The organism is Mesorhizobium sp. M6A.T.Ce.TU.002.03.1.1, from assembly GCF_003997275.1.
GTDB classification, from domain to species: domain Bacteria; phylum Pseudomonadota; class Alphaproteobacteria; order Rhizobiales; family Rhizobiaceae; genus Mesorhizobium; species Mesorhizobium mediterraneum.
The window spans coordinates 58,946-77,381 of sequence record NZ_RZTI01000013.1 but is presented as its reverse complement, the minus strand read 5'-3'; the positions used below and the strand labels follow the sequence as shown (position 1 = coordinate 77,381).

The following is an 18,436-nucleotide window of genomic DNA, read 5'->3' as shown; positions in this document are numbered from 1 at the left end:
AACGAACTCGTCGCCGGCTCCATGGGTGCTGACGACCTCCACCGGGATGGCGGGCAGCGCGAACGCCTGACCGTCACGGTCGCAATAGGCAACGCCCTCCCCGCCGGCCGTGACGATCGCGGCCGGGTAGAAATCGATCAGCATGCGTGCCGCCTCGGCAGCACCCTCGAGCGCATCGACGACCGGAACGCCGGCCAGAAATTCCGCCTCGATGGCGTTGACGATCACGACATCAACCAACGCGACCAATTCGTCCGACAGTTTCCGGGCGGGTGCGGCATTGAGCACGACGCGGCCGCCATGCGCCTTCACCGCCCGCGCTGCGGCGATGTTGGCGGGTTCCGGGACCTCGTTCTGCAGCAGCAGCACCGCAGTTTGCGCAACCATTTCGGTCGCGGCCGCGATGTCCTTCTCACCCAAGGTGAGATTACTGCCTGAGACGATCACCGCGCCATAGTCGCCGCCGTCGTCGAAGATCGCCACGCTCATGCCCGAGCCGGCGCCAGGCGCGACCCGCACGAAGCGGCTGTCGACGCGGCAGCGACCGAGATTGTCGAGAAGCGCGCGGCCGAAATCGTCATCGCCGACCGCGCCGATCATCGCTGCGCGCACGCCGGCCCGTGCCGCCGAGACAGCCTGGTTCCCGCCCTTGCCGCCGCATTTCGGCTGCCAGGCATGGCCGGTCACGGTTTCACCCTTGCGCGGGCGGTCAGGCGCTTCGACCATGATGTCGTAATGCAGGCTGCCGAACACGGTGACCAGCGGTCTCGGTGGCGTCATGTGCCCCTGTCCCGGCGCTTCGACGTCACCGCCGACATCGTGCGGCCGAGATTGCGCTCCGCCGCCTGGTAATCGCGCTGGGCCACCGCCACGAACAGCGCGTCGAGAATGTTGAGCTGAGCGATACGCGCCGCCGCGTTCTCGCCCATCAGCGGCGAGCCTTGCGCGGTCGAGCACAGCACGATGTCGGCGATATCAGCCAGCGGCGAGTTGTCGTAGTTGGTGATCGCCAGCGTCCGCGCGCCGCTCTTGCGGGCGAGCTGGATGGCATCGATGACAGCGCTGGTGTTGCCGGAATGCGAGAAGCCGACGGCGATGTCGTCGGCGCCGAGCAGCGAGGCCGACATCAGCATCATGTGCGAATCGTCGTAGACGGACGCGCGGATGCCGATGCGCAGGAATTTATGCGAGACGTCGCGCGCGATCTGCGCCGAGCCGCCGACGCCGTAGAAATCCCGGTTCTTGGCGCGATAGAGAAGATCGGCGGCGCGGTCGAAATCGTCCATGTCGAGGATGGCCAGCGTCTCCTCCAGTGCCTGGATGGAGGTGCGGAACACTTTTTGGACGATCTCGGCCGAGCTGTCGTCGACCGACAGCTCCTGGTGCATTTCGGCGGTCGGCAGACGACTGTATTCGTAGACGGCGGTGCGGAAGTCGCGATAGCCGGAAAAGCCCAGCTTCTTGGCGATCTTGACGACCATCGCCTCCGACACGCCGGCTTCTTCGGCGATCTGCTTGAGCGGAATGGTCTCGTCGAAGCCGCGCCTCCCGAAGACGGTTTCCACCACCTTGGCCTCGAGCGGCGTCAGATGCGGCATCATCATGCGGATCCGCGGTCCTACTGCTTTCAGATCCAGGCTGGTCAAGGTCATCCACGTCCCCTCGTCACGCGATCGATAAGCATCGCGGCGAGGATTATAAGGCCAGTTGCCAGCAGCTGATAGAAGGACTGGACATTCATCAATGTCAGGCCGTTGCGCATGGTGCCGAGGATGACGGCGCCCAGGATGGTGCCGACCACGCTGCCCTTGCCGCCCATCAGCGAGGCGCCGCCGATGGCCGCCGCGGCAATCGCATCGAGCTCCCAGAGGTTGCCAAGAATGGGCTCGGCAGCACCCAGCCGGCCGATCAGGATCTGCGCAGCAAGGGCGGCAAGCAGGCCCGAGATCATATACGCGGCGATCTTGGTGCGGGCGATCGGCACGCCGGCTATGTAGGCGGCCTCCTCATTGCCGCCGACGGCGAGCAGATATTCGCCGAACGGCGTCTTCTTGAGGATGATCCAGGCAATCAGCGCGACCACGGCCACGATGATGACCGCCAATGGCAGCCCGAACAGCGCGCCGTTGAAGATGGCGCGGAAGCCGGCAGGCAGGCCGAGCACCGGATTGCCGCCGGTATAGATCAGCGCCAGCGCCCGGTAGGTGCTCAGCGTTCCCAGCGTGACGATGAAAGGCTGCAGCCCGACATAAGCGACCAGCACGCCGTTGAGCAGGCCGCAGACGAGGCCGATGGCGAAACCGGCGGCGATGGCCAGCGGAAACGGCACGCCGGCGACCAGCATCGAGGCAGAGATGACGGCCGAAAGGGCTGCCGTCGGCCCGACGGACAGATCGATGCCGCCCGAGATGATCACCAGCGTCATGCCCAGCGCTAGGCAGGCGTTGATGCTCGATTGCTGCAGGATGTTGATCAGGTTGCGCTCGGCAAAGAAGCCCGGGACCAGCGCACCGAAGACGGCGAGGATCACCACCAGGCCGATCAGCGTGCCGGCGTCGCGCACGGAAAACCGGTGCAGGAAATCCGCCCGTGGGCGCGCTGCTGTGCGTTCGGTTATATCAGTCATCCGCTGGTCCTGTCCGTTATGCACCGGCCCGATGGCCTTGCGCCGTGCCGGCCTGAATCTCCGATTGGGGTATTGCGTGCACCGCGATCGCCTGTTCGCTAAGGCTTGCGCGGTCCAGTTCGGCAGCGACCGTGCCGTCGCGCATGACCAGCACGCGGTCGGCTAGCCGGATCACCTCGGGAAGCTCGGACGACACGACGATTACCGAATGTCCTTCGGCGGCGAGCTCCTCGATCAAGTGGTAGATCTCCGCCTTGGCACCGACATCGATGCCGCGCGTCGGCTCGTCGAACAAAAGGATGCGCGTTCCCGCCGCCAGCCAGCGGCCGATGATCGCCTTCTGCTGGTTGCCGCCGCTGAACAGCCGGATCGGCCGGTCGAGCAGGAACGGCCTGAGATTGACCCGCTTCATCTTCTCGGCCGCGACCCGTTTCAGCCTGGTGTGATCGATGACGCCGCGCGGCGCGAACACGCCCATCGATGCCAGCGCCATATTGCTGGAGATCGAGCGCAGCGGCACGATGCCTTCGCGCTTGCGCTCCTCCGGCACCAGGCCGATACCGGCGGCGATGGCATCGCGCGGACTGGAAAGTTTTACCGCCTTGCCGTCGATCTCGACCGCGCCTGATGACGCGCGGTCGGCGCCGGCCAGCAGCCGCAGCAGTTCGGTGCGGCCCGAGCCGACCAGGCCGGCAATGCCCAGCACCTCGCCGCGATGCAGGTCGAATGAGACGTCATGGACCTTGGTCGGCGAGGCGAGGCCGCGAACGCTCAACCTGACCTCGCTGGAGGTGTGCGAGCGGTGCTGTTCCTGGGCAAGCTCGCGGCCGACCATCATCGAAACGACGGCTTTTTCCGACACCTGCGCAAGATCGACGGACCCGACCACGACGCCGTCGCGCATGATGGTGGCGCGCTGGCAGATGCCGAACACCTCGTCCAATTTGTGCGAGACATAGACGACCGCGACACCGTCGCGGGCCAGGCCGGCAATGACTTCGGCCAGGCGCTCGAATTCTTTCGGCGTCAGGCTCGATGTCGGCTCGTCCATCGCCACGATGCGCGCGCGATCGAGTAGCGCCCGGGCGATCTCGACGATCTGCCGCTGCGCGACCTTCAGGCTGCCGAGCGGCGCTGCCGGATCGATCGTTGGGTCGATGGCCGCAAGGGCTTCCGCAGCGCGGCGTTCCTGCTCGCGCCGTGCGACGAAGATGCCGCCACGCGTCAGCGGATGGCCGAGGAACATGTTCTGGGCGACGCTGAGGTGCGGCACCTGCTGCAATTCCTGATGGATCATGGCGACGCCCGCGGCGCGTGCGGCGACCGGATTGCTCAGCGTCACCGGCTTGCCGTCGATCAGCACGCTTCCCGCCGTCGGCCTGTAGACCCCCGAAAGGATGCGCAGCAGCGTCGATTTGCCGGCGCCGTTCTCACCGAGCAGGCCATGAATTTCGCCGCCGCCGACCGAAAAGGACACATCGCTCAGCGCCCGCACGGCCGGAAACGTCTTGGAAATGCCCTCGAATTGCAGCCGGGGTGACATTGGTTCGTTCTCCGGGCAAGGGTGCCAGCCGTGAGCGAGATGCTCTTGCCGGCACCCGCCCTTGTGCCCTTAGTTGCCCGCTGCCGCGTCCTCGAGCAGCGCCTTGCGCACGGCGTCGCCGGCGCCGGAGTAACGGTCGGCGTTGTCCTTGGTGATCAGCGCCTGCGGCGTGGCGACGACGCGCGGCAGCTTCTGCCCGGCCACCAGTCGCAACGCCGATTCCAGCGCCACCTCGCCGGTCAGAACGGGGAAACTGTCGACCGTGCCGGTCAGTTCGCCGGCCCGGATCGAGGCATAGGCGTCGGAGATGCCGTCGGTGCCGAAGACGGCAACCTTGTCTTGCAGGCCGGCGGCCTTGACCGCTTCGACGATGCCCAGCGCCATGCCGTCATTGTTGGCATAGAAGCCGATCAGGTCGGGGTGCTGCTGCAGGATGTTGGTGGCCGCGTCGTAGGAGGTCTGGCGATCCCAGTTGCCGGGCACGCTGGCAACGACGTCGAACTTGCCGGCTTCGGTGATCGTGGTCTTGAAGCCGTCGGTGCGCTGGAGGGCCGCATAGACGCCGGCCTGGCCTTCCACGATGGCGACCTTGCCGCCATCCGGCCGGTTCTTGATGAACCATTTGGCGACGCGCACGCCGTTGTCGCGCTGGACATTGCCGACATAGTGCTCGGCCTGCGGAATGACCGCGTCATTGACGTTGACCACCGGCACGTTGGCGGCTTTGGCCTGTTCCATGATCGGCTGCAGGTTGGAGTCGGTCTGCGGCGAAACGAGAAGCACGTTGTAGCCCTGTGTGACCAGGCCTTCGGCGATGGTGAGCTGGCCGAGCTGGTCGCCCTCGCTCTGCGCCGCCTGGTAGACGACCGGGACAGCGACGCGGTCGCCAAACGACTTGTAGCCCTCACCTAGCGAGCGCCAGTATTCGTTGGTCAGCGTCTTGGAGACGGCGCCCGCCTTGGTGCCGTCGGGCAGCTTGGGGAACGCACCGAACTTGGCCTCGAGCTGCGACCAGTCGATGCGATCCTTCTCGGTGTCGGAATTGAGCGGCGCGAGGTCCGCGGAAAAAGCCGAGCCGATGGACAGCGCCATCAGTGCAGCGGTGGCGGTGGCAAGCAGAAATTTCATGGTCTTTCCTCCCTTGTTGAAAAACGGTCTATGCCGCCGGAGCCTCAGCTGTCCGGTCCGAGCATGGCTTCCTGGATGATGGCCTGCGACGCGACCGCGTCCTGACGGTCGACGGCGGTGGACAGGCGGTTGTCCTTTTCCAGCCGATCGACGACGCGCAGCATGCGCTTGACGGTGGTGATGTTGACTTCGCATTCGTGGACCGGATCGAGCCCGGTCATGTCGGGGAACGTGTCGAAGTAGATGGCGCCGGCATAGCCGTCGCGGCGGATCTGCCTGAGCAGCTCGATCGTCTGCAGCGTGTGCACCGCGCCGACCATCAGGCCGTCGTCGCGCTTGGCGTAGCCATCGTTGAGATGCACCCCGAGCAGCTTGCTATGGCGCGCCACGAGTGCTGCGGCAAAGGCCGGCTGCTCGTCGGCATAGAGCACATGAGCGAAATCGAGCGTCACGCCGAGATTGGGCAGGCCGATCTCGCGGATCGCCAGCAATGTCGTCGCCGCGTCGGGCATCAGGCTGTAGGAGCGCGGCTCGTTGGGCTTGTATTCGAGGCTGATCTGGCAATCGGGATCATGCGCCGCAACTTCACAGATTCCATCGATTTCGTGTTGCCACAGCGTCGTGTAATCGGCCTGGAAAGCATAATCGAAGCCATCCTGCCCTAGCCACAGCGTCATCAGACTGGCGCCCGCTTCGCGCGCTGCGTCAATGCCGGCCTTGGTCAGGTCGATGGCTTCGCGGCGAACCGCGGGATCAGGATTGGTGAAGGCACCGAGCTTGAAGGCCGGGTTGGAATAATAACGCATGGCGAAACCATTGATCGAAAGCCCGAGATCGCCGAGCTTTCGCGCCACTTCTGCAGGTTTTTCGCCGACATGGTCGGGAAAATTCAAGTCGAGGTCGGTCAGCCCCGCAACCTTCGCCGCACGCGCCGCCATCTGCAGCATCGACGGCTTGCCGACAAGATCCGGCCATTCGGCCTGCGGCCGCGAGGCAAAGGAATTCAGGCGCGTGGCGAAACGATTGGTTGTCATGGATGACCCTTCCATGGACATAACTTCACATATTTTAGGATATTTGTAAAGTTCTTATTCGAGAGATGAGCCATCCGCTGCGACCAAGCGGCGGACGCTGTTTCGATCCGGCATGATAGCGGCCGCAGACGAGCTCGGCCTCGAAGTGGTGGCCGCGCCGGAACCTTAGGGCTTAGCTCTCAAATGATCTGTCCGGCGCCGCCGATCGTAACCATGTACAACCGCTCGCAGCCCTTGCGTCTTGGGCGCCAATTGATCATCGTCGTTGGCACTATGTTGTGGCCGGGGGGTTCCGCACATGCCGACGCTTTATGCGCTGAAACCGGCCTTTCAGGCCAAGCTGCGGCCGCTCGCCGACCGGCTGGCCGTGGCTGGCGTCACCGCCAACCAGATCACGCTGCTGGCCGCCGCCCTGTCGCTCGCCACCGGCATTCTGGTCGCGGCCCTTGCCGGCCATCGCGCGGTCTTCCTGCTGATGCCGGTGGTGCTGTTTGCGCGCATGGCGCTGAATGCCGTCGACGGCATGCTCGCACGTGAGCATGGTCAGGCCTCGAAGCTTGGCATGTACCTCAACGAGCTCTGCGACGTCGTTTCGGACCTCGCGCTGATCCTGGCCTTTGCCGTCATCTTCCCAGCCTGGGGCGTCGTCGCGTTCGCGATCGCGGCGATCATCGTGGAGTTCACAGGCGTGCTCGGCATAGCGGCCGGCACGGGGCGCAATTATGCCGGGCCGTTCGGCAAGAGCGACCGGGCGCTGGCGCTCGGCATCATCGCCTTCCTCATCGCCTGCGGCCTGTGGATCGCGGCGATCGCGCCGTTTGTGTTTCCGGCAATGGCTACACTCTCACTGGTGACCGCCATCAACCGGATACGCAGCGGCCTTAACGGGAGCGACGATTGAAATTCCGGTCGCGTCCGCTAGGGGAAAACATGCTTCACGAACAGACGATCGCCGCCGCCGCGGCTTTGGCAAGCCTCAAGCGGGTCGCGCAGGAGCGCGTCTTCGGGAGCCATGACGGCACCGAGATCTTCTACCGCTACTGGCCGGCTGTCGGGCAACCCGCCAAGGGCGCGGTTCTGCTGTTTCACCGCGGCCACGAGCATGGCGGCCGCATGGCGCATCTGGTCGACGAACTCGACATGCCCGACCATGCCTTCTACGCTTGGGACGCGCGCGGCAATGGCCGCTCGGCCGGCGAGCGCGGCTACGCGCCGTCCTTTGCCGCGTTGGTGCGCGACATCGATTGTTTCGTGCGTGAGATCGGCAGCGACGGTTTTGGCCAGCGTGACATCGCCCTGATCGCGCAATCCTTCGGCGCCGTGCTCGCCGCCGCCTGGGTGCATGATTATGCGCCGCAGATTCGCGCTTTGGTGCTGGCCTCGCCGGCCTTTTCGGTCAAGCTCTACGTGCCTTTCGCCAAGCAAGGCATCGCGCTGTGGCAAAAGATCAAGGGGCGCTTCTTCGTCAATTCCTACGTCAAGGCCAAGTTCCTGACCCATGACGCCGAGCGCATCGCTTCCTTCGAGGCCGATCCGCTGATCACGCGGCCGATCGCTTCCAACGTCCTGGTCGAGCTTTACGACCACGCCGCGCGCATCGTCTCGGATGCCCGCGCCATCACTGTGCCGACGCAATTGCTGATCTCGGGCAGCGACTGGGTGGTGCGGCACGCACCGCAGCACGAGTTCTTCGTCAATCTCGCCAGCCCGGCCAAGGAACGGCACGTGCTGCCCGGCTTCTTCCACGACACGCTGGGCGAACGCGACCGCAGCCAAGCGCTCGACCTGATCAAGCCGTTCCTCGAAAGACAGTTCGCGACGTCAGCGAAGCCGGTCGACCTGACCGCGGCCGACCGCGCCGGCTACACGCGCGACGAGGCCGACCGGCTCGCCTCGCCGCTGCCGCTGCTATCGCCCAAGGGCCTCTATTGGGCAATGAGCCGTGCCTCGATCCGCATGGGCGCATGGCTGTCATCAGGCCTGCAGACAGGCATTGCCACCGGCTTCGATTCCGGCTCGACGCTCGACTATGTCTACGAGAACGAGGCGCGGGGCAGCAGCCCGCTCGGCCGCATGATCGACCGCACCTTTCTCGACGCCATCGGCTGGCGCGGCATCCGGCAGCGCAAGCTCAATCTGGAAGAGCTGATCGGCAGCGCCACCGAGACGCTGCAGGCCGCGGGCCGCCCGGTCCATATCGTCGATATCGCCGCCGGCCACGGCCGCTACGTGCTCGACGCCGTCGCCAAATGCGCAGTGCCGCCGGCCAGCGTGCGGCTACAGGATTTCTCCGACCTCAACGTTTCGCGCGGCTGCAAGCTGATCGCCGAGCGGCACCTGCCGACCAGCGTCTCGTTTCATCAGGCCGACGCCTTCGACCCCAAAATGCTTGCCGGGCTGAAGCCGGCGCCGGACCTCGCCATCGTCTCCGGACTCTATGAGTTGTTTTCCGACAACACCATGATTGCCCGCTCGCTGGACGGGCTGGCCAAGGCGATGCAGCCCGGCAGCCTGCTTCTCTACACCAACCAGCCCTGGCATCCGCAGCTCGAAATGATCGCGCGCAGCCTTACCTCGCATCGCGGCGGCCAGGCCTGGGTGATGCGCCGGCGCACGCAAGGCGAGATGGACCAGCTGGTGGCGGCGGCCGGCTTCGAGAAACTCGACCAGCGCATCGACCAGTGGGGCATCTTCACCGTTTCCGTCGCGCGGCGCGTCTGAGCATGGTCGTGCCTATCCTTGGCGCTGACCCTGCCCTTTCTGCTCCTGCGCGCGAGCCGTACGCCGGGATCGTGCTGCGGGCGGCATTGTGGCTGGCGTTTCTGGCGCCGTTCTTCTACGCGACCTACGGTTTCGCCAACTGGCTGGCGTCGCAGCGCGACGATGTCGGCAGCATCGTCTTCGCCTGGGAGCGCGCCGTCCCGTTCATCGCCTGGACGATCGTGCCCTACTGGTCGATCAACCTGTTCTACGGCCTGTCGCTGCTGTTGAACGATACCAAGAGCGGCGTCGACCGTCTCGCCGGCCGCTATCTCACCGCCCAGATCGTCGCCGTCGCCTGCTTCATCGTCTTCCCGCTGACCGCGACCTTCATGCGGCCGCAAACATCCGGCCTGCCGGGCTTCATGTTCGCTGTGCTCGGCGGCTTCGACAAGCCGTTCAACCAGGCGCCGTCGCTGCACATTGCGCTGCTGGTCATCATCTGGGATCACTGGCGTTATCGGCTCAAAGGCGCGACCAGCATCGTCTGGCATGCCTGGTGTCTGCTGATCGGCGCCTCGGTGCTGACGACATGGCAGCACCATGTCATCGATATCCCGACAGGCGCGCTGCTCGGCTTCTTTGCCCTGTGGCTGTTCCCGCGCGAGGGCGAATTGCCGTTCGCCGGCTTCCACCTAGCCGCCGATGCCAAGGCCCGGCGGTTGGCTCGGTTCTATGCGCTTGGCGCGGCGCTGGCGCTGGCCGGCACCGTTGCCGGCGCCTTTGTCTCGGCGCTGTGGCTCATCCTTTTGTGGCCCGCGCTGGCGCTGGCCATCGTCGCCTTCGCCTATGCCGGGGCCGGCGCCAAGGTGTTTCAGAAAGCGGCCGACGGCAGCGCCTCGCTGGCCAGCCGTATTTTGCTGCTGCCTTACCGGCTTGGCGCAAGGATCAATGTCTGGGCGTGGACGCGCACGCTGCCGGCGCAGATTGTGGTCGCCGACGACGTCTTCCTCGGCCGCTTTCCGACAGCTGCTGAGGCCGACACTTTCGGCACGGTGATCGACCTTGCCGGCGAGCTGGAAAGGCCGCGCGGCGTGACCTGTCGCTGGATAGGTATCGCCATGCTCGATCTTTTGCCGCCGTCGCCAGAGGCGCGAGCGCAAGCGGTGGCGGCGATCGAAGCGGCTCGCAGCCACGGCACCGTGCTGGTCTGCTGCGCGCTCGGTTTCCAGCGCAGCGCCGGCGTCGTTGCTGAATGGCTGGTTGCCACTGGCCGCTCGCCGACGCCGGCGCAGGCGCACAAGCGGCTCGCAGCATCGGGCCGGCCGGTGCATCTTCAGATCAGGGTGGACGAGCCGGCATGAAAAGCGACGCCTATCAGGACAGGGCCGAGGCGTTCGCAGCCGGGCTGATGGTGCAGGCGGCGTGGCCGATTCTGCTGCTGGCGGCCGCCTTGATGGCCGCGCCGATCATTGGCGCGGTGGCCGGGCCGCAGGCAACGCCCATATCGGCCGCGGCCTGGCTGATCGCGGCAGCGAGCGCGGCGGCCACCCTCGCCTACTCTGCTTTGCTTGTCTTCGACGCGCTGCTGTTCCGGCTGATGGCCAGCCACGCCAGCGAGGCCGCAGCTGGTGCCGCGGTCGACGAGGTGCTGGCGCGCATGCGGCTGAAACCTCCCTCTGCCGGCGGCCGCTCGCTCGACCGGCGCATGGCGGGCACGCACCGCCTGCTGGCAAGGCAGCGCATCGCGATCGGCCTGTTCGGGGCGGCGTCCCTCGTCGCGGCCTTTGTCTGAGCCAGCCGATGAGCAAGCTCGGCACTCGCACCTTCACCATGCTGCAGACCGTGACCTCGGTCGGCCTGTCGGCGCTGGCCTGGGCGGTGACCGGCGTGCGGCCGATCTGGAACGGCAGCCAGCCGTCGGACCGGCAGCGCATCTACTTCGCCAACCATGCCAGCCACGGCGATTTCATCCTACTGTCGGCCTGCCTCAGCGAGAAGGAGCGCGCTCGCACCCATGCGGTCGCTGCCGCCGACTATTGGGGAAAATCGCGGCTGCGCCGTTTCATCGCGCAGGACATGCTGTCCTCCGTCCTCATTCACCGGCAGTGGACAGATGAGACGCAGAATCCAATTGCCATCATGCTGTCGGTGCTCGACGAGGGCCATTCGCTGATCGTCTTTCCCGAAGGCACGCGCAACATGACCGACCAGCCGCTGCTGCCGTTCCGCTCCGGCCTCTACAATCTGTCGATGGCGCGGCCCGACGTCGAACTCATCCCGTGCTGGATCGAGAATATGTCGCGTGTGCTGCCCAAGGGTCAGTTCGTGCCCGTGCCGCTGCTTTGCCGCGTCGTCTTCGGCGCGCCGATTGCGATTGCGCCTGGCGAGGAACGCCGCGCCTTCCTCGACCGCGCCCGCGAGACGCTGCTTGCGCTGAACCCCCGCCCGCCAGCGCATGATGCGGAAAAGTGGAATCCGGCTTTCCGAAAAACATCCTGCGACCCCTGAGAGACGACCAGACAACATGCCAATGCGCGAGATCCTCATTCTGATTGTCGGACTCACTGCGGTGCTGATAACGGCGAGCCTGGTCGCCGGCATTCTGTCGTGGCGCGCGCCGAAGCCGCTGCCCTCGACGCTGATCAACCTCAACCAGCGCATCAATGCCTGGTGGGTGATGGTCCTGGCGATCACCGTCGCCTTCTTCTTCGGTCGCCACGGCATGACCATCCTGTTCGCGCTGATCTCGTTTGCGGCGCTGCGCGAATTCGTGACTTTGACGCACACCCGCCGCAGCGACCACTGGGTGCTGCTCGGCATGTTCGGCATCATCATCCCGTTCCAGTATTGGCTGGTGTGGACCGCCTGGTACGGCCTCTTCACCATATTCATCCCGGTCTATTGCTTTCTGCTTATGCCGGCGATCACCGCGCTCCACGGCGATACCGAACGATTTCTCGAGCGCGTCTCGGCGCAGCAATGGGCCGTCATGATCTCGGTCTACTGCGTCAGCCACGTGCCGGCGCTGCTGACGCTCGAGGTGCCCGGCTTCGAAGGTCGCAATTTGCTGCTGATCGCTTTCCTGATCATCGCCGTGCAAGGCAGCGACGTGCTGCAATACATTTTCGGCAAGCTGTTCGGCAGGCATCTGATGTCGCCCAAGGTATCGCCGTCGAAGACTTGGGAGGGCCTGATCGGCGGGCTGGTGGCATCGAGCCTGCTCGGCGCGCTGCTGTCGTTCCTGACGCCGTTCTCGCCGCTCCAGGCAGCGGGTGTCGCCTTCATCGCCTGCCTGATGGGATTTCTCGGCGGACTGGTCGCCTCCGCCATCAAGCGCGATCAGGGGGTGAAGGACTGGGGCCATCTGATCGAGGGCCATGGCGGCATGATGGACCGCGCCGACAGCCTGGTCTTCGCCGCCCCGGTTTTCTTCCACACGGTTCGCTATTTCTGGACGTGACAGCGCACTGCAGCCTTATTTTGCAGCCGCAAGCGGCGCTTTCTTGGCGGCCGGCGGCCGACGGCGAATGCGGCGCCTGGCAGCGGCCTTCAGCGCGACGGGCGGATCGCTCGACAACGCGCCCAATACGGCATCGACCATGCCATGGGCCACAAAATCGGCATTGATGTCGTTGGCCAATTTGGCGGCTGTCTCCTTGTTGTCGCCGTCGGTCGCTGACCAGAACACGATGCCCACCCGTAGCGCCCTTTTGATACGTTTCAGCCGACGAACCAGGAAACGGGCGTGCTTGACTGAGTCACGGTTCAGAAAGCCGACCACAACGGCGTCGACAGCGTCGAGCTCAAGCCGGCGAATGCTCGCCGGATCCATTTCGGCAAAGCTCGCCTTCGATATCGTTGCGCCCTGGACTTCGAGCACCTGCGCCAGCATGGCGGCGGCGGCATCGTCGAGTTCGCCGCGTCCGCCGGCGCACACCACCGCCATGTCCGTGCCATCAGGCAACTCGACGTCGTCCTCGCCTTCCCCCTGAGTCTCCTTGTCCTTGCGCGAGCCGGTTTCCTCGGCGGCGGCTGGGTCTTCCTCCTCTGCTTCTTCCTGTGCGCTGTCGTCGAGGTTCGCCACCAGCGTCTGCGCACTGGCCGCCACCTGCCGTCTTTGCTCATCGCCCATGACGCCCCGCACGCGATCCTGTTCGCCGAGCAGAAGTGCGGGAATGGCGACCTTATCGTAGAATTCGAACAGATATTTTTCCTCCAGGATCTCCTCGGCGTGATCTGTGGCTTCCTCTGGATCACCGGCCAACAGCCGTTGGTAGAGCCGAGCATGCGGTTCGAGCACGGGTTCGTTGCCGAACAGGACGTCGAGGAATTCGAACTGCGGCACGTGCCTGCCGAGCACGACGAGACAGACAGTGAGCGGCGTCGACAGAACCAGGCCCAGCGGCCCCCAGAGCCAGGTCCAGAAGATAGCCGCAACGATGATGGCCAATGGTGAAAGCCCCGTTCGTGAACCGTAGAGCCACGGTTCGACCACGTTGCCGGTTATCATTTCCATGGCCACGAACAGCCCGGCGGTCCACAGCACGAGCGACCAGCCGGGAGCCACGGCAAGCGCCAGAAACAGAGGCAGCAGCGCACCAACGATCGGGCCGATATAGGGAACAAAGCGCAGCGCCAACGCCAGCAGGCCCCACAGCATCGCATTCGGTATGCCCAGAACCCAAAGCCCGAATGCAATCGGCACGGCATAGACGATGTTCACCACTAATTGCATGAGTAGATATCGGCCGACCCGCTTGCCCGCTTCCTGGAGCGCCTCGGTGGTCCGATGAAGATCACCGTACCCGACGAGGCGTATGAAACGATCGCGCAGGTCCTCGCGCTCGAGCAGCATGAAGATGACGACGACGATGATCAGGCCGGCCGACGCTAGCGGGCTGATCAGCGGGCCGATCAGGTTCTGAAGAACCTGGAGCGGCCTTTCGCGCGCGATGATCTCGACAGGCACCGGCTCGCGCTCTGGCTCATCTGCGGTAAGCGGTGAGGCTTCCTGCCTGTCGAGTTCCTGGCCAACGCGTTCGATCACCCCGCCCAGCCTGGCGATGATGCCGCCGCCGACGCCGGTTTCCTTCAGGGACCTGACCTTGGTCAGGATATTCGACTGGTAAAGCGGGATGTTCTGCGCCAGTTCGCTGACCTGAGTGACGACAATGAAGGAGAATAGCGCAAGGACCGTGAATGCACTCAGCACGCTGGCGATGACGGCCGGGAGACGGGGAAGGCCGACTCGTTTGAGTGCCGAAACCATGGGCGCAAGCGCAAATGTAAGCAGCAGAGCGATTGCGATCGGCAGGAAAACCTCGCGCCCGAAATACAGGGCCGCAACCGCCGCGACGACAGTCGCGACGGTGGGCAGTGACATGCGCGGGAGGGTTCTGGCAGAGGAAACAACGCCCATCACCCCAAGCTCGGCGGAGTGCATGCCGTTTCGACGATTGGCCGCCACTTGATACCTCCGCCCTGCCATAGCCATGATCGGGCATGTTGAGCCGGCGTGCAACTTCCGCTTCTTCGCGCCGGCGAGTTCGAAGACGCGAGCGGCAAGGGCGGGCGCTTGGCGGTCCGACTGGACATCAGGACGGGCGCTTTAATCGCCGGACACAACAACTGACGTAGTGATCGGTTCCGCAGAGGCAGAAGACGAGCTCCGGCCTAGCCCGAATGGCTCAGCCAATGACGGTCGAACACGTCGAGAACGGCGCGGAATTCGGCCGGCGGGATCTGGCTGGCGCTACCGTCGCTGTCTCCGGCGAGGAATTGCGCCAGCTGCCGGTCGACCGCTTCCGGCTGCTCGACGGTCACGCCTAGCGATGCCAAATCCCTAGCAATCGACCCGTCGGGCGGCAGATATCCGCCCCATGCCTCGGGCACCGGGTCGCGCAAGCGGACGATCAGGATTCTAGTCAAGGATGGCTGCGGCTCCGGGCCGATGATTGTGGTGCCGCACATATAGCCGCCAAGCACGCTTCCCGGCCGCGACTGTGGGAACAGGCAGAGGAAGAAATGGGCATCGCCGCCGGTTTCCTTCAGAAACGCATAAAGGCCGCGTTTTGCCGGGCTCACCGGACCGCCGACCAGCAGTTGTCCGGTCGGCAACACCTCTCGATAGGCGGCAGTCAGGCCGCGCGCACCCGGCCCAGTCTCAATCGACAGGCTGCCCCTGATCAACTGGCCGCGATAATAGGGCGACAAAGCATGCGAATAGCACGCATAGGTTCCGGCAAGGGCCAATCCGAGGCTTCGCTCCTCATGCCCAGACGATGCCTCGAACTGCGCGCCGACGCGGCGTTCCAGTTCGGCCCTCTCGATGCCGTGGCGGGCGCAGATCGCCGCGGTGAAGCCTGGCAGGTCGCTCTCGGCGATCCAGGCGCCTGGCTGCTCCAGCTTGAGAACCTTCGACCAATCGTCGTAGACGCTGAGCTGGCGTGGCTGGGCGCGGCCCTGCAGCCATTTGTCGGCGCGGCCGAGATCGAACGCCGTGTTCGGGTTGACGTTCCGGAACGCCGCCGCAAGGTCCTTGCGGCTGATGGTTCCCAGCAGGGCCACAGTCAGCCGTAACTTCTGCGCGATATGCTGTGCCATCCCACCTGCCCCTTTATGCCACCGCAAGGCTTAACATGTGCCAGCACTTGCTCCCACCGCATTCATCGCGGGCCGGGCCTCTCCTAAAGTCGATATTCCAGGAAATCCGCAGAAATCCATGCCGTTCCACGCACCTGCCCTTTTCGCCCCGGCAGGCGGCGCTAAGGTCGCGGAGGGCAAGGGCAAAACCGTATAGAACTCACGCTAATGTAGGCTTGAATACCAACACCCTTCCTCAGTCATTTGAACGACGGCGAAGCCGAGTTCTCGCAACCAGCGCAAGATGCCGCCTCAACAAGGAAGGAATAATTCGATGTCCTGGACTGCATCTCCCAAAATCTCCTTCACCGCGATTGCGGCTGGATCCGCCGCACTGCTGCTGCTGACCTTCGGGCCGGACGGACCGTCGCGAGCCGCTGCCGGCTCGCGCGCTGCAGCGACATATGGCAAGCAGGCTAAGCCGGCCATCGAGCCGACGCGCATCGAAGTCGACGGTGGCGCGCACGTGATACGCTTTTACATCGACGGCAAGCAGGTCGCCCTGCTCGACTCCACCGGCTTCAAGGATTGATCTCACACCGGCGCTGGCCGCGACATCGGCGGCCAAGCGCGACTGGATGTCCGTGTTCGGCCGCGCCGTTCCGGGCTTCGGCCGCCTGATGCGGCTGCGAGCCTAATACGCGCCGGCACCTGCTCCGTTCCCCACGGGCCGCACTTTTCCACAAGCCGATATTCCAGGAATTCCACAGAATTCCACGCCCTTCCACACAGCGGCCGTGTTCGGGCCGGCGGCCGGGGTTAACCTTACGTTAACCATAGAGGGATCCGTCATGAAACTTGCCCTATCTGCACTGCTCGCCGTGCTCGCATTGTCGCAAACCGTGGAGGCTAAGACGAAAGTCGTTGCCGCCGATGCGAAAGCAGCCACAGCCGAGAAAAGCCGGCCGGTGCTCGACAATAAGGCTACCGGTGGGATTACCGCGTCGTCCGGTGCGATGGCGGCGCCGGCCGGCAAGGATGTGCCCAGTCCGTATCCGCCGGCGATCTATTTCAATTTCTAGAGTCTCATGCATCCCTAATGGACGGGACTCTATCTTTTTATTCGACCGTGCCACTTGCGGCGCCCGACAGGCCCCGGGGATCAACACACCCGGGATCGACAGGTTTGGCGGCGGCGTGTCGGGCCATGACAGGATTGCCAGGCTCGCCTCCTGCCTCAGCCGATCCTGACGACGAAATGCTTCGTGACCGGCTCGATGATCTTCCACGTTCCCTTGAAATCGGCCTCGACCACGAAGGCATCGCCGGGACCGACTTCGACGGGCGCGCCGCCATCGGGGGTGATGACGATGCGGCCTGATATCATGTGCACGAATTCATAGTCGCTGTAGGTCGCGTGGTAGGTGCCGGGGGTAGCCTGCCATGTTCCCGACATGACCTTGCCGTCCTCGGTAGTGTGCTGGACGGCAGTCTTCATGGTCGGGTTGCCGTCGACAACGATCCAGCCCGCGAGATCGCCCGCCTCCCCGTTTTTGATTGCGCCGAATTTGAGGATGGTCTTCTCTGTCATGGTCGGGCTCCGTTTGACCTGTGCCGGCATTGGCTGTCGGTCAATAGCCGAAGCACCTGATATGGGCAACGTGGGTGCCCGGCATGCTTGACCTGGCCGCCATCCGCCGGATAGTCCGTGGACCGGCCCCATGAAAGAACCGACATGACAGACGCGATCGTAAAAGACAGCAACGGCGCCCAGCTGAACGAGGGCGATTCCGTGACCCTGATCAAGGATTTGAAGGTCAAGGGCACGTCGGAAACGATCAAGCGCGGCACGCTGGTGAAGAACATTCGCCTCACCGGCAATCCGGGCGAGATCGAGTGCAATACCAAGCAGGTGAAGGGCCTGGTGCTGAAAACCGAGTTCCTGAAGAAGGCGTGATCGGCTGAGAACGCCGCCTGCTCCATGATCTGCGCGGGCTCCTCGACCTTGCAAGCGGAAGCCTCTGGGAATCGGCGCTTCTGAACCGCGCAGGCAGATGGCAGACACGGCATCGCTGCGGTGCGAAATGACGACGCCATGGCCGCGCAGGGCCGCTCCTTGAAGGCCGTCGAAAGCGCAATATATCAATGACTAAGCGTGCGTTGCACGCGACGTGGTGCTTTGGTCAAACTTCATCTGTGGAGGTTGTCATGGCAAACAATGTGATGGAAGGAAAGAAGGCCCAGGACTGGATCAACCTGATCCTTGCGGTCTGCCTGTTCGTCTCACCCTGGGTACTCGGCTTCGCTGCTGAAACCAATCCTGCGTGGAACGCCTGGATCGCCGGCGTTGTGCTCGGTGCTTTGGCTATCACGGCGCTTTCGGTATTCGCCGAGTGGGAAGAGTGGGTAAATCTTGTTGTCGGGCTCTGGCTGATCGTTTCGCCCTGGCTGCTCGGCTTCATGGCGAACGCCAACGCGATGGCGACCCATATTGTCCTCGGCGTGCTGGTGGTTGCGGCATCGGCCTGGGCGGTCTGGGACTCGCGTCATCATCCGCCGGCGCATGCGTGATCGGTGACGACCAAGGGGAGGAGCCCGCCGCTCGCGCGCCGGGCTCCTCTAAAGCCTGAGATCGGTACGCAGGCCCGCTAGCCGGGCCAGTTATTCTACTTGTGCTCAAAAATCGGCCGCCGCGGCGGATGCAGACGGCGGCGCTGATGTGCACGCCGACGAGCACGCCGCGAACCTCCACTTATGTTGCACTGCGTTAGATTTGTTGCATTGCAATATCCGCGCATCGCGTCGAGTCTTCGCAACGGG

The 18,436-nt window shown here is 64.5% G+C and carries 19 protein-coding genes; 10 read left to right on the top strand and 9 right to left on the bottom strand.

Features of this window, described 5'->3' with window-relative positions:
• From EOC93_RS06745 to EOC93_RS06720, 6 genes are all read right to left on the bottom strand, one after another.
• The coding region (locus tag EOC93_RS06745; protein WP_245461383.1) for a ribokinase at positions 1 to 780 on the bottom strand (780 nt) is incomplete at its 3' end.
• Complete coding sequence (locus EOC93_RS06740; protein ID WP_127204189.1) at positions 777 to 1,652, bottom strand: MurR/RpiR family transcriptional regulator; 876 nt, start codon at positions 1,650 to 1,652, stop codon at positions 777 to 779. The genes EOC93_RS06745 and EOC93_RS06740, both read right to left, overlap by 4 nt.
• The gene (locus EOC93_RS06735; RefSeq protein ID WP_164759061.1) at positions 1,649 to 2,626 is read right to left on the bottom strand and encodes an ABC transporter permease; all 978 of its coding nucleotides are present in this window, start codon (positions 2,624 to 2,626) and stop codon (positions 1,649 to 1,651) included. Before EOC93_RS06735 ends, EOC93_RS06740 begins: the two co-directional genes overlap by 4 nt.
• A 16-nt stretch (positions 2,627 to 2,642) precedes the next feature.
• On the bottom strand, positions 2,643 to 4,169 hold the full coding sequence (locus EOC93_RS06730; protein ID WP_127204188.1) for a sugar ABC transporter ATP-binding protein: 1,527 nt from the start codon (positions 4,167 to 4,169) through the stop codon (positions 2,643 to 2,645).
• Positions 4,170 to 4,238: 69 nt separating this feature from the next.
• Positions 4,239 to 5,297 carry a substrate-binding domain-containing protein gene (locus EOC93_RS06725; protein WP_127204187.1) on the bottom strand — a complete coding sequence of 353 codons (1,059 nt, stop codon included), beginning with the start codon at positions 5,295 to 5,297 and terminating at the stop codon, positions 4,239 to 4,241.
• 44 nt (positions 5,298 to 5,341) lie between these two features.
• Entirely contained in the window at positions 5,342 to 6,331 is a 990-nt protein-coding gene (locus EOC93_RS06720; RefSeq protein ID WP_127204186.1) for a sugar phosphate isomerase/epimerase family protein, read from the bottom strand.
• 298 nt (positions 6,332 to 6,629) lie between these two features.
• Between EOC93_RS06720 and EOC93_RS06715 the strand changes: the two genes are divergently transcribed.
• Genes EOC93_RS06715 through EOC93_RS06690 form a run of 6 tightly spaced genes read left to right on the top strand, consistent with a single transcriptional unit; the run spans position 6,630 to position 12,494 of the window.
• Positions 6,630 to 7,232, top strand: coding sequence for a CDP-alcohol phosphatidyltransferase family protein (locus EOC93_RS06715; protein ID WP_127204185.1), 603 nt, complete (start codon positions 6,630 to 6,632; stop codon positions 7,230 to 7,232).
• A gap of 29 nt (positions 7,233 to 7,261) precedes the next feature.
• Positions 7,262 to 9,052 carry a bifunctional alpha/beta hydrolase/class I SAM-dependent methyltransferase gene (locus EOC93_RS06710; RefSeq protein WP_127204184.1) on the top strand — a complete coding sequence of 597 codons (1,791 nt, stop codon included), beginning with the start codon at positions 7,262 to 7,264 and terminating at the stop codon, positions 9,050 to 9,052.
• A gap of 2 nt (positions 9,053 to 9,054) precedes the next feature.
• Positions 9,055 to 10,395, top strand: coding sequence for a phosphatase PAP2/dual specificity phosphatase family protein (locus EOC93_RS06705; protein WP_127204183.1), 1,341 nt, complete (start codon positions 9,055 to 9,057; stop codon positions 10,393 to 10,395).
• A complete protein-coding gene (locus EOC93_RS06700) occupies positions 10,392 to 10,826 on the top strand; it encodes a hypothetical protein (RefSeq protein ID WP_095482780.1) in 435 nt (144 codons plus the stop codon). Before EOC93_RS06705 ends, EOC93_RS06700 begins: the two co-directional genes overlap by 4 nt.
• Positions 10,827 to 10,834: 8 nt before the next feature.
• A complete protein-coding gene (locus EOC93_RS06695) occupies positions 10,835 to 11,542 on the top strand; it encodes a lysophospholipid acyltransferase family protein (RefSeq protein WP_127204182.1) in 708 nt (235 codons plus the stop codon).
• Positions 11,543 to 11,564: 22 nt separating this feature from the next.
• Positions 11,565 to 12,494 carry a phosphatidate cytidylyltransferase gene (locus EOC93_RS06690; protein WP_095482782.1) on the top strand — a complete coding sequence of 310 codons (930 nt, stop codon included), beginning with the start codon at positions 11,565 to 11,567 and terminating at the stop codon, positions 12,492 to 12,494.
• Between the two features lie 15 nt (positions 12,495 to 12,509).
• Here the strand turns inward: EOC93_RS06690 and EOC93_RS06685 are convergent, their stop codons facing one another.
• A complete protein-coding gene (locus tag EOC93_RS06685; RefSeq protein WP_245329728.1) occupies positions 12,510 to 14,501 on the bottom strand; it encodes an AI-2E family transporter in 1,992 nt (663 codons plus the stop codon).
• A gap of 206 nt (positions 14,502 to 14,707) precedes the next feature.
• Complete coding sequence (locus EOC93_RS06680) at positions 14,708 to 15,637, bottom strand: hypothetical protein (RefSeq protein ID WP_095482784.1); 930 nt, start codon at positions 15,635 to 15,637, stop codon at positions 14,708 to 14,710.
• Positions 15,638 to 15,950: 313 nt separating this feature from the next.
• Between EOC93_RS06680 and EOC93_RS06675 the strand changes: the two genes are divergently transcribed.
• Both EOC93_RS06675 and EOC93_RS06670 read left to right on the top strand, forming a co-directional pair.
• Positions 15,951 to 16,208, top strand: a complete 258-nt coding sequence (locus EOC93_RS06675) for a hypothetical protein (protein ID WP_095482785.1) — start codon at positions 15,951 to 15,953, stop codon at positions 16,206 to 16,208.
• A gap of 259 nt (positions 16,209 to 16,467) precedes the next feature.
• Positions 16,468 to 16,698, top strand: a complete 231-nt coding sequence (locus EOC93_RS06670) for a hypothetical protein (RefSeq protein WP_095482786.1) — start codon at positions 16,468 to 16,470, stop codon at positions 16,696 to 16,698.
• Between the two features lie 155 nt (positions 16,699 to 16,853).
• On the opposite strand, the gene EOC93_RS06665 is transcribed toward EOC93_RS06670, so the two are convergent.
• Positions 16,854 to 17,207, bottom strand: a complete 354-nt coding sequence (locus EOC93_RS06665) for a cupin domain-containing protein (RefSeq protein WP_127204181.1) — start codon at positions 17,205 to 17,207, stop codon at positions 16,854 to 16,856.
• A gap of 144 nt (positions 17,208 to 17,351) precedes the next feature.
• Between EOC93_RS06665 and EOC93_RS06660 the strand changes: the two genes are divergently transcribed.
• Together EOC93_RS06660 and EOC93_RS06655 are read left to right on the top strand one after the other, a co-directional pair.
• The gene (locus EOC93_RS06660; RefSeq protein WP_095482787.1) at positions 17,352 to 17,573 is read left to right on the top strand and encodes an alkylphosphonate utilization protein; all 222 of its coding nucleotides are present in this window, start codon (positions 17,352 to 17,354) and stop codon (positions 17,571 to 17,573) included.
• A 251-nt stretch (positions 17,574 to 17,824) separates the two neighbouring features.
• Positions 17,825 to 18,187, top strand: a complete 363-nt coding sequence (locus EOC93_RS06655; RefSeq protein WP_095482788.1) for an SPW repeat protein — start codon at positions 17,825 to 17,827, stop codon at positions 18,185 to 18,187.
• The last annotated feature ends 249 nt before the right edge of the window (positions 18,188 to 18,436 follow it).